This window comes from Planococcus sp. PAMC 21323, from assembly GCF_000785555.1.
Classification (GTDB): domain Bacteria; phylum Bacillota; class Bacilli; order Bacillales_A; family Planococcaceae; genus Planococcus.
The window spans coordinates 98787-113421 of sequence record NZ_CP009129.1; the positions used below are offsets into that span (position 1 = coordinate 98787).

Sequence of the window (14635 nt, forward strand, 5' to 3'; positions counted from 1 at the left end):
AAACAAAAAAACATTACACGGAGGTAATACACAATGATTATCAATCACAATATCGCAGCACTTAACACACACAGACAAATGGGCTCGGCTCAAAGTGCACAAATGAACAGCATGGAGAAGTTGTCCTCAGGACTTCGCATTAACAGCGCAGCGGATGATGCGGCTGGACTTTCAATTTCTGAGAAAATGCGCGGACAGATTCGTGGGTTGGAGCAAGCTTCAACAAATGCTCAAGATGGAATTTCTTTAATGCAAACTGCTGAGGGAGCTTTGAATGAAACTCATTCCATTCTTCAGAGAATGCGCGAATTATCTGTTCAATCTGCAAATGATACGAATACAACAGATGATAGAGACGAAATTCAAAAAGAAATACAACAATTAACAGCGGAAGTCGACAGAATTGGTAATGCCACGGAGTTTAACTCTAAAAAGTTATTGAATGGTGGAGCTGGAATCGAAGCTACTCAAACAACTGGCACAGGTTTAAAAGTTTTAGAAGGATCTGAAGGTGTTAGAGCTGGAGGAGACTTGGTATTGACAGGTGTTGCTGCTGCTAAAGCTGCTAGCGTTACAATTGATGGTGCTTCGGCCATGACTGTAGGTTCGGATACTGATATCTCTATTAATGGAGTCACGGTTTCTTTTACAATAGGAATGACTGGATCACAAGTTGAAGAGGCTATTAATGCAGTATCGTCTAAAACAGGTGTTACCGCTGCTTACGATACGAGCGCTTTTTCATTAACATTTTCAACAACCGATACTGGTTCAGACGCTAAACTTGAGATTACGGATTTGACATTGAATAGTGGTGGGGCTGCAAGTGATACATTTGTAGGTGGAGCTATGACAATGGTAGATCAAAATGCTAATGACTTGCTTACTGGTCCTAGAACAGATGCAAGTGTAGCAACAGTTATGGGTAATGATGCTGCAGTTACTGTAAATGCTGCTACAACTGGTGCTACAGATCCTACTTTCTCTGCAAATGGAAATAAAGTAACTTTCCATGGCGGGCAGTTTGATGGGCTAGTATTAGATGTGAAAAATGCTTCTGCAGCTAGCACTTTGCACATTGATGCTAATAATTCATTAGGTCTACAGATTGGTGCAAATGAAGGACAAGACATTAATGTTTCAATTAGTGATATGAGATCTTCTGCATTAGGAGTTGATTCACTTGATGTTACTTCTACAGCTGGAGCTTCTCAATCAATCACGACAATTGATGCTGCAATTAAGTCGGTATCTTCAGAACGGTCGAAATTAGGCGCTGTTCAAAACCGTCTTGAGCACACAATCAACAACTTGAATACATCTGCAGAAAACCTAACAGCTGCGGAATCACGTATCCGCGACGTTGATTATGCCGAAGCCGCGTAAGCGAGTGGAGGTACAGTCGTCCTGGCCGGTAACAGCCAGAGATTACGACCGGGTGAATTGCTGGAAAGCCCTGATAGCTTTTATTGCCACAACGTAGTTGGAAACGACAAGCGTGACGGCCTGAGAAAATAAAAGATTGGGCAATCAGCAGCCAAGCTCCTGTCTCGAAAGAGTGGAGAAGGTTCAACGACTAGGATAGACCATCTAAGGCGCAAGCTATGGTGATGAAATCCGTAGGTGAGACAGTATACATCAGTACTGTGGATCCGAAGTGCCCGGCCCCTACTAACACTAGAGGGTGAAGATATAGTCTAGTCATTTATGAAAGTAAATGTTCGCACGATGGCGAAAGAAATGATGGAACAAACAAAGAACTCGATTCTTGCACAAGCATCACAAGCAATGTTGGCTCAATCCAATCAAATGACTCAATCAGTATTACAACTATTGAGATAATTGATTTTAGGGCGTCTAACCGGGTAACGGGTTAGAGTATAACTGGGTGAATTGCTGGAACTTCCTAAAGCCCCATCAACCACAACGTAACTGGAAACGGTCGGCGTGACGGTTTGAAAATGATGAGGATACACCAATGGATAATCAGCAGCCAAGCTCCTGTGAGGAAACTCTGGGGAAGGTTCAACGACTAGGATAAACCGTCTAAGGCAAAAGCTATGACGATGAAATCCGTAGGGTGGCAAGCGCCATTCGAAGTGCCCAGCCCCTCAAATGTGAGGGTGAAGATATAGTCTATTCTATGATCGAAAGACATAGTGGCAAAGCAAGCCAACCAAGCACCACAGCAAGTATTACAATTACTACGTTAATTTTAAGAAATCGAGGAGCCTGAGTTTAGGCTCCTTTTTCTATAAGGAGACGCGTCTATGGATATCGCTGCGTTATCAATGGCAATGAGTCAGGCGAGCGTAAAGACTGAAGCGAATGTTTCGGTGATGAAAAAGACGATTGATCAAGCGGAGACGAATGGTCAAGAGGTTGTGAAGATGCTCGAGCAATCTGTTCGACCTCATGTGGGAAGTTCGATTGATTTTAGAGCTTAATATGAAAAGAGTTTCCTCAAAAGGTCATGAAAAATGACTTTTGTAGGAAACTCTTCTTTCTTCTTAAAGTAGTGGCTCATGTCCATTGCGCCGGACGCTTTCCGCGGGCACGGCCTCAGCCGGTTACACCGTCTTCACCGCGGGCTGTTCCCACTGGAGTCGCCTTCTCCATTACCATTCGCTATATATGTCTTACAATCTGATGGTATGAGGGTGACGCTGTTTTCACGTAACTCTCTCCATTTGTAAACAATAGACCAGTACGTGCGGTTCAAGTGAAGGGCAATTTCTTTATCTGTTTTTCCTTCTTTTTTCATTTGGTATAGTATTTCACATTCTTCGTTTGTATAATTTTTTCGCCGATCTGAAGAACTCGCAATCACTTCGTATCCAGGGTGAGATTCCTCGTACCGATCAATTTCTTTTTGAAAACGAAAATCCCAATCGGTTTTATAATACATAGAAGGACAGTCCTTTGAGGCATCGCCGACTACTTTCAGGAACTTCATAGTTTCACTAACTTTGGTCGTTTTTAATATATATCCAAATCCATCAGACCTTTTACTAGTATTAAATTCGACTCCGAAATAAGTGCTTATGTGTAATTTTAATTTGCATAAATCTTCAAAAGACAGAGACTGTAAATATAGATAAATGTGTGGTGTCAAATAGATGGTTTTCTTTAATTCGTTTCGATTCATAGAAATGCATAGTGAACCGTCATCTAAATACAAAGTCGTGAGAAACAAAGGGGATTTACATAACTCAAGCATTGTTAAAGAGACTATCTTATCTCCGCTAGAATTGTAAAAGTGGTCAAACATTTGTGTTAACAAGGGGAGCGATGGAGAAAGTAGTAAAGAACGTGATTGATTAAAATAGAAAGCAGATGGCAATAGATTTCGTTTCCAAATACGATAGTCTAGTTGCTGGATGCTAAAGTGTTCTCTATAACTATTATTTTTTCGACGAGATCCTGGATATCTTTTTGTGATTTCACCGTCTCCTAAAATACTTGCGATCAAGACATTTTGTTCAGTTGATGTTAGTGAAAGTAAATTCATCCCATCACTCCTATCTAAAATAAGAACGTTTGTTCTTTTTATTTTACGACGAAATAGTTATAGTGTCTATTCCTGCTCGAGTTTTCAGATATTAATATAAAAAAGGCTTTCTTCCCACAATTATCCTATTCTTTTTTCTCTCAATATCTTGTACACTAAACAAGATTACTCTAACAAAGGGTGTGAGAACCGATTGACCAGTCCAATTTCTTCGAATTTCCTTTTATATAATACAATCGCGACGATGGCGAAATCGATGCCGGCTATGGGGCAAACTGGCAGTGATAGTAATTCTATCGGCAGTTCGACTAGTCCAAGCACGTTTTTTGCGTTGCTGATGAACGCTATGATGGAAAGCATGCAAGAAGCGAATACCGGTGTGATTCCGCAAGCAGGCGCTCAAGTTTCATTGCCTACTTTGACGACACCGTTAACTGCTCCATTATCCAATTCTTATAATCCTGCAATTCCTCCGCTCAACACGCAAGAAGTGCCAACAGCTGCGAGCGATACGAGTGATTTGAAGTTTAAACCGACACAATTTATTAAATTAGACAATACATTAGACGGCAAACTGAGTGGAACAGCTGCTCACTTTATCAATGCAGGAAAAAAATACGATTTGGATCCGAACTTATTGTCCGCAATTGCCATTCACGAAACGGGCAATGGTTCATCGCGTGCAGCACATGATAAAAATAATGTGGCCGGTATGATGGGAAAAAACGGTTTACGTAGCTATGCTTCTGTAGAAGATAGCATTTTTGATATGGCGCGTAACTTGCGTCAAAATTACTTGAACCAAGGCAAAGACACCATCGCTAAAATCGGAGCGAAATACGCGCCAGTTGGAGCAGCGAATGATCCAACCGGGTTAAACAACCACTGGACAAACGGTGTCAGCAGTCAATATTCTAAATTGACATAACATAGATTTTCGAAAATATGAGCGTGTAAACAAAAGAGGTATTGGGACGAACTTGTTCCAATACCTCTTCTTTATATTTTTTAACCCAGACGCTAGCGGTGGCGCATCTACGGGGTAGACGGAGTAAGAAGACAGGTGGTTTTCCTGGCTTCTTGCGGGAGTCATCCCCAAAGCGACCAGCGCGGTTCGATTTTCACAAACCTGTCTTATTTTTTTTTGCTTTTTTACTAAAAAAATCTGCTTTTCTGCCGATAACTATTATATAGAGCCCTTTAGTCGATTTGAAGGAAGAGGAGTGTAACCTACATGGGAATAAATGGATTGCCTTCGATAGAATTCCCGAAAGTTAGCGAACCAACATCAATCGTATCAAAACAACCTATCGCTTCAGAAGAAAACAAACACCAAGAAGCGGACAAACACATCACGAAAGAAGCACTTACCGATAAAGTCGACAGCATGAACAAGTTTTTAGAGTCAGCTGCGACAAATGTGAAGTTTCAATTTCACGAAGACATGAACGTTTATTATGTTCAAGTCGTAAATTCATTAACAGAAGAAATTTTACGTGAGATTCCAAATAAGAAGTTTTTAGATATGTACGCCTCGATGGCCGATTTTGCAGGCCTCATGGTGGATGAGAAATTATAAGATTGGAGTGAGTCAACTATGCGCGTGGGTGGATTAGCATCAGGTATGGATACCGAATCAATCGTTAAAGATATGATGAAAATCCAAAAGCTACCTTTAGATAAATTAATGCAAGAAAAGACATTTACTGGTTGGCAGCAAGAAGCAATTCGCGAAACCAATTTGTCTATGTCGAGCTTGCGGACGAGTGCGAGTAGCTTACGACTACAATCGTCGTTTAATGCTTATAGTGCCGTGTCGCCGAATCCAACAAGCTTTACCGTTGCCACTACTCCTACTGCGATGAGTGGATCGTATAAAGTAGAAGTAGTGAGGGTCGCGAGTGCGGCGAAACTGACTTCGACTAATGCGGTACAAAACTCTGCGGGGACCGCTGCTAAGTCGACAGACCAAATTGGAACGGCTGGAAAAATAACAATAGCTAGCGAAGGAAGAAATATCGTTGTTGATGTTAATAGTACCGATACCTTTGCAGACATAGCTAAAAATATTCAAGACCAGACAGCAGCCTCAATTCCAGCCTTAAGAGCAAGTTTTGACAATACAACTTCTCGCTTTTTCATCGCTACAAAGGGGATGGGAAGCGAACAAGCTTTTAGAATGGACTTTACGGCAGAGGATGGAACTACTGCTAACGCAGATCTTGCTAACAAAATCATTAATAACGGTACTGCTACAGCGACGGCTGATGGAGCTACAGACGGCGCCATTAAATTTGATGGCATTGAAGTAAATGGACTAAAAACTAACCAAACAACAGTAAACGGTTTAACAATTAATCTATTACAGGCTGGAACAGTTGAAACAATCAATGTTCAATCAAACCCTGAAAAACCACTAGCGATGATCAAAGAGTTTGTTGATAAATACAACGAAACCATCGATACCTTGCAAAAACAAATTATCGAAAAGCGCTACCCAGATTTCCAACCCTTATCTGATGAACAGAAAAAAGAGTTAACAGAAACGGAAATTGAATTATGGGAAGAAAAAGCGCGTAGTGGATTGTTACGCAACGACCCGATAATGAAGTCGGCCTTACAAGATTTGCGAAGAGCCTTTATGGATACAGTATCAGGAGTGGCAGATGGCAACCTCAATCATTTATCGCAAATTGGTATTAATACCGGCTCTTATACAGAGGGTGGTAAATTATTCATCGATGAAGAAAAGTTAAAAGATGCACTAACGAAAAAACCAGAAGAAGTTATGGCTTTGTTCACGACGCGAGACGCAGCAGGAGACGGCGTAGGCGCACGCGTTTATGACACCCTAAACTCAATTGTTACAAAACTCAGCGCAAAAGCGGGAAGCTCTTCAAGCTCGGTCGATAACAGTACACTTTCTCAAAAATTAAAACGAATGGATACGGAAATTAGTCGCTGGCAAGACCGGTTGTCACGCGTTGAAGATCGCTACTGGAAACAATTTACCGCGATGGAAAAAGCGTTAAGTAAAATGAACTCACAAAGCACATGGATGCAGCAAAGCTTATTCGGTGGATCATAATGAGTGATTCTAAACCAATTATGTATGCCTTTTTAAAACAGACACGTGAGCTATACGAAAGAGCGCAACACATCAATGCTCGAATGGAAGACAACGAAGAAGGAATCGTCGAATCACTAGAAACTTTATTCGACAACCGGCAAGAATCTATCCATCAATTGGATACCTTCATGAAACAACGAAACTTCCGTTGGTCAGAAGAAGAGCATTCCATCATCGAACAACTAAAAGAAATCGATCAACATTTACAACCATTGATCAATAACTTGCATCAATCATTTTTTGCACAAATTCAACGCATTACACAAACAAAGGAAATATCCAAAAAATACAGCGGAGCCTATCAAGAAATGGCTACTGCCGGTTCATTTATCGACAAGCGTAATTAAGCAAGGGGGAAATTGAATGGCAATTATCAATCCGTACCAAACTTACCAACAAAACTCAGCAATGACCGCATCACCACAAGAACTGACGTTAATGCTTTACACAGGTGCTGTGAAATTTATGAAAATGGCAAAACGCGCAATGAACGATAAAAATTTCGAAGAAAAAAACACCAACATCATCAAAGCACAAAACATCGTCCAAGAACTGCGTAGCACATTAAACACAGACATCGACATGTCGGCAGGCCTTGAGCAAATGTACGAATACATGTACAACCGTCTGGTAGAAGCAAACATGAAAAACGATATAGAAGCATTAGAAGAAGTAGAAACACTTATGGCAGATATGCGCAACACATGGAAACAAGCGATGGCGTTAGCGAAGAAATAAGTAAATCTAACAAGCCGCATCTGCGCTTTGGGCATAGCTCCCGCAAGAAGCCAGGCAAAGAACGCCCGTCTTCTTGCTTTGCTTAGCCCGTGGACGCGCCGATGCTAACTATACCTTTGGAAATTAGAATAAAGAGCGTAAGGCGGCGACTCCTGCGGGAACAGCACTAGCTGCATGACCCACATCCTGTGGGCCCGAAAGCGTCCACCTGAAGAGAATTCTTTAGAAACTTTGCACTCTAACTTAAAAATATGAAATTTATTATTTTTGAAAACTAGATATGGAGTTAAACAACGGAGACTCCCGCGGGATAGCGAAGTGTCGAAATCCACTCGGGCGGTGAGCCCGAGTTAGTTCGGCGCAAGCCCTTGGCAGCTGGTATCGCGACGTCCTGTCGCACCAGCTGCATGACTCACATCCTGTGAGCCGGAAAGCGCAGTTGTTTAACGGAATATCAATGAAACTACACCCGTAAAACGAAATGAGGTATAAACGTGGACAAGACATCTTGGATAGGAGTCATCATGGGATTTGTCGTGTTGATTGGTGGAATGATCTTAAAGGGTTCTAATCCAATCGCTTTATATAACCCGGCGGCATTGGTAATTATTTTTGCAGGGACGGTCGCCTGTATCCTCGTTGCTTTCCCAATGGAAGAGGTTAAGAAAATTCCGAGTTTTTTCAAAGTAATCTTTGGTGAAGACAAAATGGTAACGGTTAAAGAACTGATTCCCATGTTTACTGGCTGGGCTACATTAGCTAGAAAAGAAGGATTACTTTCACTGGAAGAAAAAGCAGATGCGGTTGAAGATCCATTTCTACAGCGGGGACTAAAAATGATTGTTGATGGACAGTCTCAAGAATATATCCGTGAAATGATGGAAGAAGAAATTGCAGCTATGGAAGAGCGCCATGAATTGGGAGCGAAGATTTTTTCGCAAGCTGGAACATATGCGCCAACACTCGGCGTACTAGGAGCAGTTATTGGTTTAGTTGCTGCCTTAGGACACCTAGATGATGTGGCTTTGTTAGGTAAGTCTATTTCAGCAGCTTTTATCGCTACATTGTTTGGGATTTTCTCGGGATATGTACTATGGCATCCTTTCGCCAACAAACTCAAGCGGAAATCCGAAAAAGAAGTGAAAATGAAAATGATTATGCTTGAAGGATTATTATCTATCCAATGTGGACTTCCGGTCCGAACTGTAGAAGAAAAACTATTAACTTACTTGTCAGCAAAAGATCGAATTTTTGATGCAGAACCAGAGGTACGAGAAAAAGAAGGTGTTCGCGTTGAAGCGTAAAAAAAAACACGAAGAACATGTGGATGAAGCTTGGTTACTGCCATACGCTGATATTTTAACATTATTATTAGCTCTTTTTATTGTGTTATTTGCAGCAAGTGAAGTAGATTCTAGGAAATTCCTAGCAATTTCTAGTTCATTTAATAGCGAGTTGCAAGGTGGGACCGGAGTTTTGGAAAACGAAGCACCAGTTGAAAGTATAGAACCAACCAAGCCGCTGCAAGATTTGAAAACTGAAGATCCTATAGAAAAAGATGAAATCGAAATCTTGGAGAAAGAAGACCAAGAAGAGTTAGAAGAGTTTAAGAAAAGAATTGATCGTTATATAGATGAAAAAGGACTCTCGCCAAAACTTAAAACAGAACTTACGTCTAAAGGGTTAATGTTAACGATTACTGAAGGTGTTCTATTTCAATCAGGAAAATCCGATATAGTTGAACAATCTAGGACAATTGCTAAAGAGATTTCTGAATTATTGACTACAGATACGCCGCGAATGATTTATATAGAAGGCCATACCGATAACGTTCCAACTGGAACAATGGAATTCCCAAGCAATTGGGAGTTAAGTTCAGCTAGAGCTATTACATTCATGAAAATTCTTCTTGAAAATAAAGAACTAGATCCGCGAAAGTTCAGCGCTACCGGATACAGCGAATACCATCCCATTGCTTCAAATGATACGAAAGCAGGGAGGGCGAAAAATCGCCGTGTAGAAGTGCTGATCTCCCCTTATCAAGAAGAAACTAAAGACTAAGAGGTGTATACAGCATGAAAAAATTCAAGAACATTTTGATTATCCTTGTTTTAGCGCTAGCAATTGGGGGCGGGGGAGCTTTTTTCTTTTTAAAGAAACCAGTAAGTTCAGAAGATGCTCCGTTGACTGCAGAAGAATTAGTAGAGTTAAGCATTGATACAGACACAATTACTACTAACCTAGCATCTGTTGGTAGTTTCGCAGTTGTTCAGTTCAATATCGCATTAAATAATAAAAAAGCAAAAGAAGAAACAGAGAAGCGTACTTCAGAAGTGCGAGCGGCTGTTATTTCTACAATTGCTGGTTTTCAGAAAGAAGAATTGATTAGCAAAGAAGGTATTGAGTCACTAGAAAAACAACTAACACTAAAGTTAAATGACATGCTTGAAAAAGGAAAAGTTGAACGAGTATTAGTTACAGAATTTAAAGTGCAATAATTGCAGATTTTACTTAACATTTAGCAAAAGTTGCCGATATAAAACTATAGAAGAGAACAGGTGAAGTAAATGCAGGTAGGTCAATTGGGAAATTGTAGTGTTTGCGGCATGTTATTTAATAAAAGTTATTCGGACCATTGTATGGAGTGTCATAAAGAAATCGAAGAAGATTTTAAACGTGTAGCGGACTTTCTAAGAAACGTTCACCATCATGGGGCAACCATTGATGAAGTTAGTGAAAGTACAGAAGTCTCGAAAAAGAGAATTAAGGACTTTATTCGCAACGATCATCTTTACGCAGTAGATTATCCTAATCTGGGTTATCCATGTTCTCGTTGTGGTAAAGTAATAAAAAAAGAGGATTTATGCACAGAGTGTTCTAATGAATTTTCAGCGGAGCTTAATAATTCGCTTGAAGCAGATAAGGGTATAAAGCAAATGAGTACAAAGACAACGACGGTTAGTAATAAGTACTGGAAGTTAAGGAAATAAAAATAGACGACTGGGTGGTGAAGGAATGAATATCGATAAAACAAATAGTTCTTCCTTTATTCAATCTTATCAAAAAATGCAAGTAGCTCCGGCAGCTAAAACAAAGTCGTTGCAAAAAGAAGATGAGCTACAAATTTCAAATGAGGCGAAAGCGATGTTCGAAAAAAATGCCAGTGTGGACATTGAAAGACAAGAGAAAATCCAGCTGTTAAAAGCGCAAGTGGCATCTGGTGAATACCAAGTAGATGCAGGAAAAGTAGCCGATAAAGTTCATCAATTTTGGTTCGATAAATAAAAGAATGTTTTTTAAAAAAGAGGAGGATATCGGATGCTGAACTTAGTAGTAAATACGCTGGACGAATTGATCAGCATACAAAAACAGCTTATCCGTTATGCCGAACGCAAGCAGACGGTGTTGATCGAACGAAAAGTCGATGAACTAACAGAGCTTGTGAAAGAAGAAGCAAAGCTGGTTAAGCAGCTTGGCCAATTGGAAGACGAACGGCAACAACTCGTGGCCGACGTATTGGAAGAGCACCCTGGACTGACATTCAGCCAGTTTGCCGAACAAATTCCAGATGAACAAGTAAAACAAGAGCTTCACTTACAATTGAAAACTTTACAAATGCTTTTAACCGAGCTTCAAGCGAAAAACAAGACGAATGAAACACTACTTGAAGACTCGATGAGCTTTGTTCAACATATGATTACTGAAGTGACAAAGTCTAAGCAACAGCACTTCAATTATCAGTCACCGCTAGATCAGAAAAAATCACAAACAAACAATCAAGGCTTTTTTGATACAAGAGCTTAGAAATTGTTGGGGGGAAAGGAAATTATGGTTTCTACTTTTCACGGATTAGAATTAGGAAAACGCGGGTTATCCGTTGGCCAAGCGAGCATTGCGACGACTGGACAGAATATCGCCAACGTCAATACAAAAGGCTATTCACGCCAGCAAGTAAACTCAAGTGCTTCCAAATCGGTTGATATATGGACAAATAGTGGAGCAAACTCCGGTCAACTGGGAACAGGTGTTAATCTAGATTCGATTACTCGAGTTAGAGACCAATTTCTCGATCAACAATATCGTGACCAATCTGGGAACTTAGGGCAGTGGGAAGCAAAGCAGGCGACCCTTGATCGACTTGAGACCGTGATTAACGAACCGAGCGATACTGGCTTAAATTCAGCAATGGATCAACTATGGAATGCTTGGCAGGATTTAGGAAACGAACCAAACAACTTGTCCGCGCAAGCAGTTGTCAAAGAACGCGCGCAAGCTTTCATAGAAGTTGCTCAAACAATGGATACATCGATGGTAAATTTAAAAGAAGACCTAGTTCAACAATCTCAAGGAGCAATTTCAGAAGCCAATGAATATTTAAAGGAAATTGCCGATTTAAACACTAGTATTCTTCGTAGCGGAAGCCAATCAAATGATTTGCGAGATAAGCGAGACACAGCAGTTGAAGGATTATCGAAATTAATGTCAGTAAAAATTAAAGAAGAAGTTGATGGTTCTTACAGTATTAAGTTGAAATCGACAGATGCCGAATTGGTTACAAAAAGTCAATTCGACAAAATCATATATACAGATGACAGTGTTCAAAACAAAGCATACGGAGGCAAGCTAGCGGGTCTAAGTCAATCATTGGAAATTGCCGAGAAATATCATGAAGAATTTAAGGCAGTAACAGAAAGTTTTGTTAAGGCTAATGGTATATCAGCAACAGGTGGTATAGACAACCCGCTGTTTGTTGGGGACTCTGCCAATTTTAATATCACGAATATAACTGTCAATGACACGATGAAGAATCCCAAAGCGCCTTCTACAATGGAAAGTGGTTCAGAAACTGCTAAACAAAGCTTCCGTAAGTTAGTTAGTAAACTTGGTGCCGAAAGCCAATCTTCAACTAATGCGGTTACTAATCACGAAACGACTTTGCTAGCAACTGAAAATCGTAGACAGTCAGTGACAGGTGTATCACTTGATGAAGAAATGGCTAATTTGATCAAATATCAACATTCATTTAATGCAGCAGCTCGCCTGGTTTCGATGACAGACCAAATATTGGATACCATTATCAATCGTATGGGTAGCTGATAGTTGAAGGAACATGGAGGGAAGCAAAATGAGAGTTACGCAACAAATGCTCCAGCAAAATTCGATTCGCAACATGAATCAAAATTTGAGTCGATTTGAAAAAATGAACAATCAAGTTTCGACTGGGAAATTGCTTCATCGTCCGTCCGATGATCCTAACGGTGTCAGTAAATCAATGAGTTTAAAAAGTTCATTAGTTGCCAATGAGCAGTTTGAAAGAAATACTGGGGCGGCAAAATTATGGATGGAAGAAACAGATCAAAATATTAATGCAACAGTTAATGTTATGCAGCGGGTAAGAGAACTTGGCGTTCAAAGCAATAATGATACCTTGTCCGACTCAGACCGAAATGCAATTGCTGCAGAGATCGAGCAATTGACAGAACAGGTAAGAGAATTTGCTAATACGAAAGTAAATGGTAATTACTTGTTTAATGGGCAGCAAACAGACCAAGCGCCGTATCCGCAATCGGATTCCTATCTTACAACGACGTTTGCAGTTAATCCAAAAACTATTTCTATCGGAGATAAAGTGACAATTGAAGTCAGTGTTACACCGGACAAGTTGTTTGGGAATGCAGGAGATTCAAACAATTTATTCACAACGTTAAACGACATGGTAAATAGTCTTAAGTCTAATGGAAAAGTCGATTTGGAAAAAATCGATGCTGGTATTGAACGATTACTGACCGTCTCAGCAGAGAATGGTGGGCGCCAGAATAGAGTAGAGGCAGTAGAAAATCGGCTATTAGATAGCAATCTTGAACTAAAATCAATGTTATCAAAATTGCAAGATGTCGATTATGCTGAAGCAATTATTAAACTAAAGAGTGAAGAAAGTGTTTACCAAGCAAGCCTCGCTGCCACATCAAAAATTATCCAACCAAGTTTAATGGACTTTTTGAGGTAACGAGTGAGTAGAAATCGCTCCAGGCGGACGCTTTCCGGGGGGCACGGCTTCAGCCGCTTCCCTCGCTCTGCTCAGTCCAGGGTCTTCAGCTCGTGTCGCTCTGTCGCTTTGCTCCATCACTGCTCCCCCAGGAGTCGCCGCCTTCCGCTCTTTCTTCTAAGAGTGATAAAATAATAGAAAAGTATAACTTCAAACTAGTAGGATATGGAGCAAAATAACGGAGACTCCTGCGGAATAGCGAGACCCTTGGCAGCTAGAAGCGTGACTTCCTGTCACACTAGCTGCATGACCCACATCCTGTGGGCCCGAAAGCGTTCGCCTAGAGCGATTTCTTCCAAATAGAATACATAGAAAAAAGCAGGCACCCCGCGGGGTGCCTGCTTTTTTTTGTTATCCTTTAATTGTATTAACTAAGCCCATCATATCGTCTGCATAAGAAATGGCTCTTCCTTGTGATTGGAACAGGCGTTGAGTTGTGATCAATTCGGTCATTTCGTCAGTCAAATCGACATTGGACATTTCCAAAGCATTTTGCTTAATTTGGATAGATCCATCATTTGGTTGTGACAAATTAATAAGTTGTAAATTGCCGTTCGCAATTTGTTCAGCTTCCGTACCTGTTAGGCGGAACTTATTTTCACCGACTTTTGCTAGTGAACTTTGTCGGTTAATTTGTGCCAGACCCATTTGGATTTCAGTCGGTTGCTTGTCTGGGTCTTTATAAGAAATCTCCAAAGCGCCACGTCCATTTAAGTGGATATTGTCAAAATCAGCATCGAATACAATCGGTTGGTTATTCGCGCCTAATACCGCATCCCCATTCGCTGTTACTAAGCTCACTTGTGGAGAATTCAAAATTGGTTGTACTTGGAAAGATCCATCTTTTGTATAAAGGGTATTGCCATCTGATTCAATACGGAAGTAAGCAGATTCTCCTTGAATCATAAAATCTAGTGGTCGATCGGTTTGTTTAACGGAACCTTGATCATTGCGGACAGCTGTTTGTGAAAGAATTGCACCAGCACCAATGCGCAAACCGTAAGGCGTAATTCGTCCAACTTCATTTTTTTGACCCACTTGTTTTTCGAGAGACAAGACAAGTGCATCTGAGAAACTAGCTTCTTGTCGTTTGTAACCATTGGTGTTGACGTTCGCGATATTATTGCTAATCAAATCTAGTTTTTTTTGTAATTCGCTCATCGTGTTACTGGCTGTATTCATCTGGATATTCAACTCGTAAAACTCCTCC

Annotated in this window: 18 protein-coding genes; 16 read left to right on the forward strand and 2 right to left on the reverse strand. The window is 40.6% G+C overall.

The annotated features are described in order from the left end of the window. Window positions 1–33: 33 nt before the first annotated feature. From PLANO_RS16225 to PLANO_RS15755, 3 genes are all read left to right on the forward strand, one after another. Complete coding sequence (locus PLANO_RS16225) at window positions 34–1386, forward strand: flagellin N-terminal helical domain-containing protein (protein ID WP_038702004.1); 1353 nt, start codon at window positions 34–36, stop codon at window positions 1384–1386. Window positions 1387–1707: 321 nt separating this feature from the next. After that, window positions 1708–1842, forward strand: a complete 135-nt coding sequence (locus PLANO_RS00575; RefSeq protein WP_038702006.1) for a flagellin — start codon at window positions 1708–1710, stop codon at window positions 1840–1842. A 428-nt stretch (window positions 1843–2270) separates the two neighbouring features. Further along, window positions 2271–2447, forward strand: a complete 177-nt coding sequence (locus PLANO_RS15755; RefSeq protein WP_081976607.1) for a YjfB family protein — start codon at window positions 2271–2273, stop codon at window positions 2445–2447. A gap of 134 nt (window positions 2448–2581) precedes the next feature. Here the strand turns inward: PLANO_RS15755 and PLANO_RS00580 are convergent, their stop codons facing one another. Next, window positions 2582–3511, reverse strand: coding sequence for an SANT/Myb-like DNA-binding domain-containing protein (locus PLANO_RS00580; RefSeq protein ID WP_081976608.1), 930 nt, complete (start codon window positions 3509–3511; stop codon window positions 2582–2584). A 193-nt stretch (window positions 3512–3704) separates the two neighbouring features. Here PLANO_RS00580 and PLANO_RS00585 point away from each other — a divergent pair, with 193 nt between their 5' ends. The 13 genes from PLANO_RS00585 to flgL all read left to right on the forward strand — a co-directional run bounded on the left by PLANO_RS00585 (window position 3705) and on the right by flgL (window position 13386). After that, window positions 3705–4439 (forward strand): glucosaminidase domain-containing protein, encoded by a 735-nt coding sequence (locus tag PLANO_RS00585; protein ID WP_038702008.1) that lies wholly within the window; start codon window positions 3705–3707, stop codon window positions 4437–4439. Between the two features lie 306 nt (window positions 4440–4745). Continuing rightward, entirely contained in the window at window positions 4746–5090 is a 345-nt protein-coding gene (flaG, locus tag PLANO_RS00590; RefSeq protein ID WP_038702010.1) for a flagellar protein FlaG, read from the forward strand. Between the two features lie 18 nt (window positions 5091–5108). After that, complete coding sequence (gene fliD, locus PLANO_RS00595; protein WP_038702012.1) at window positions 5109–6599, forward strand: flagellar filament capping protein FliD; 1491 nt, start codon at window positions 5109–5111, stop codon at window positions 6597–6599. Continuing rightward, the gene (locus PLANO_RS00600; protein WP_038702014.1) at window positions 6599–6988 is read left to right on the forward strand and encodes a flagellar protein FliT; all 390 of its coding nucleotides are present in this window, start codon (window positions 6599–6601) and stop codon (window positions 6986–6988) included. The genes fliD and PLANO_RS00600 overlap by 1 nt, the downstream gene beginning before the upstream one ends. Window positions 6989–7004: 16 nt before the next feature. Next, window positions 7005–7379 carry a flagellar export chaperone FliS gene (gene fliS / locus PLANO_RS00605; RefSeq protein ID WP_038702016.1) on the forward strand — a complete coding sequence of 125 codons (375 nt, stop codon included), beginning with the start codon at window positions 7005–7007 and terminating at the stop codon, window positions 7377–7379. A gap of 494 nt (window positions 7380–7873) precedes the next feature. Then, a complete protein-coding gene (gene motA, locus PLANO_RS00610; RefSeq protein WP_038702018.1) occupies window positions 7874–8683 on the forward strand; it encodes a flagellar motor stator protein MotA in 810 nt (269 codons plus the stop codon). Then, the gene (motB, locus tag PLANO_RS00615; RefSeq protein ID WP_052124265.1) at window positions 8634–9440 is read left to right on the forward strand and encodes a flagellar motor protein MotB; all 807 of its coding nucleotides are present in this window, start codon (window positions 8634–8636) and stop codon (window positions 9438–9440) included. Before motA ends, motB begins: the two co-directional genes overlap by 50 nt. A gap of 14 nt (window positions 9441–9454) precedes the next feature. Further along, window positions 9455–9877 carry a flagellar basal body-associated FliL family protein gene (locus PLANO_RS00620; protein ID WP_038702022.1) on the forward strand — a complete coding sequence of 141 codons (423 nt, stop codon included), beginning with the start codon at window positions 9455–9457 and terminating at the stop codon, window positions 9875–9877. A gap of 69 nt (window positions 9878–9946) precedes the next feature. Further along, on the forward strand, window positions 9947–10369 hold the full coding sequence (locus PLANO_RS00625; protein ID WP_038702024.1) for a hypothetical protein: 423 nt from the start codon (window positions 9947–9949) through the stop codon (window positions 10367–10369). Between the two features lie 25 nt (window positions 10370–10394). Continuing rightward, on the forward strand, window positions 10395–10664 hold the full coding sequence (gene flgM, locus PLANO_RS00630) for a flagellar biosynthesis anti-sigma factor FlgM (protein ID WP_038702026.1): 270 nt from the start codon (window positions 10395–10397) through the stop codon (window positions 10662–10664). Window positions 10665–10697: 33 nt separating this feature from the next. Then, a complete protein-coding gene (locus PLANO_RS00635; RefSeq protein WP_038702028.1) occupies window positions 10698–11183 on the forward strand; it encodes a flagellar protein FlgN in 486 nt (161 codons plus the stop codon). 24 nt (window positions 11184–11207) lie between these two features. Further along, on the forward strand, window positions 11208–12476 hold the full coding sequence (flgK, locus tag PLANO_RS00640; protein ID WP_038702031.1) for a flagellar hook-associated protein FlgK: 1269 nt from the start codon (window positions 11208–11210) through the stop codon (window positions 12474–12476). A 28-nt stretch (window positions 12477–12504) separates the two neighbouring features. After that, entirely contained in the window at window positions 12505–13386 is an 882-nt protein-coding gene (gene flgL, locus PLANO_RS00645; RefSeq protein ID WP_038702032.1) for a flagellar hook-associated protein FlgL, read from the forward strand. Window positions 13387–13776: 390 nt separating this feature from the next. Here the strand turns inward: flgL and PLANO_RS00650 are convergent, their stop codons facing one another. Continuing rightward, window positions 13777–14619 carry a flagellar hook-basal body protein gene (locus PLANO_RS00650; RefSeq protein WP_052124266.1) on the reverse strand — a complete coding sequence of 281 codons (843 nt, stop codon included), beginning with the start codon at window positions 14617–14619 and terminating at the stop codon, window positions 13777–13779. Between the last annotated feature and the right edge of the window lie 16 nt (window positions 14620–14635).

Excerpts from the sequence above, each read along its gene's own strand:
- PLANO_RS00620 (WP_038702022.1), top strand. The coding sequence starts at position 9,455 with ATGAAAAAATTCAAGAACATTTTGATTATCCTTGTTTTAGCGCTAGCA.
- PLANO_RS16225 (WP_038702004.1), top strand. The coding sequence starts at position 34 with ATGATTATCAATCACAATATCGCAGCACTTAACACACACAGACAAATG.
- flaG (WP_038702010.1), top strand. The coding sequence starts at position 4,746 with ATGGGAATAAATGGATTGCCTTCGATAGAATTCCCGAAAGTTAGCGAA.
- PLANO_RS00580 (WP_081976608.1), bottom strand. The coding sequence starts at position 3,511 with ATGAATTTACTTTCACTAACATCAACTGAACAAAATGTCTTGATCGCA.
- PLANO_RS00635 (WP_038702028.1), top strand. The coding sequence starts at position 10,698 with ATGCTGAACTTAGTAGTAAATACGCTGGACGAATTGATCAGCATACAA.
- PLANO_RS00600 (WP_038702014.1), top strand. The coding sequence starts at position 6,599 with ATGAGTGATTCTAAACCAATTATGTATGCCTTTTTAAAACAGACACGT.
- PLANO_RS15755 (WP_081976607.1), top strand. The coding sequence starts at position 2,271 with ATGGATATCGCTGCGTTATCAATGGCAATGAGTCAGGCGAGCGTAAAG.
- PLANO_RS00625 (WP_038702024.1), top strand. The coding sequence starts at position 9,947 with ATGCAGGTAGGTCAATTGGGAAATTGTAGTGTTTGCGGCATGTTATTT.
- fliS (WP_038702016.1), top strand. The coding sequence starts at position 7,005 with ATGGCAATTATCAATCCGTACCAAACTTACCAACAAAACTCAGCAATG.
- PLANO_RS00575 (WP_038702006.1), top strand. The coding sequence starts at position 1,708 with ATGAAAGTAAATGTTCGCACGATGGCGAAAGAAATGATGGAACAAACA.
- flgL (WP_038702032.1), top strand. The coding sequence starts at position 12,505 with ATGAGAGTTACGCAACAAATGCTCCAGCAAAATTCGATTCGCAACATG.
- fliD (WP_038702012.1), top strand. The coding sequence starts at position 5,109 with ATGCGCGTGGGTGGATTAGCATCAGGTATGGATACCGAATCAATCGTT.
- flgK (WP_038702031.1), top strand. The coding sequence starts at position 11,208 with ATGGTTTCTACTTTTCACGGATTAGAATTAGGAAAACGCGGGTTATCC.
- motB (WP_052124265.1), top strand. The coding sequence starts at position 8,634 with ATGCAGAACCAGAGGTACGAGAAAAAGAAGGTGTTCGCGTTGAAGCGT.
- flgM (WP_038702026.1), top strand. The coding sequence starts at position 10,395 with ATGAATATCGATAAAACAAATAGTTCTTCCTTTATTCAATCTTATCAA.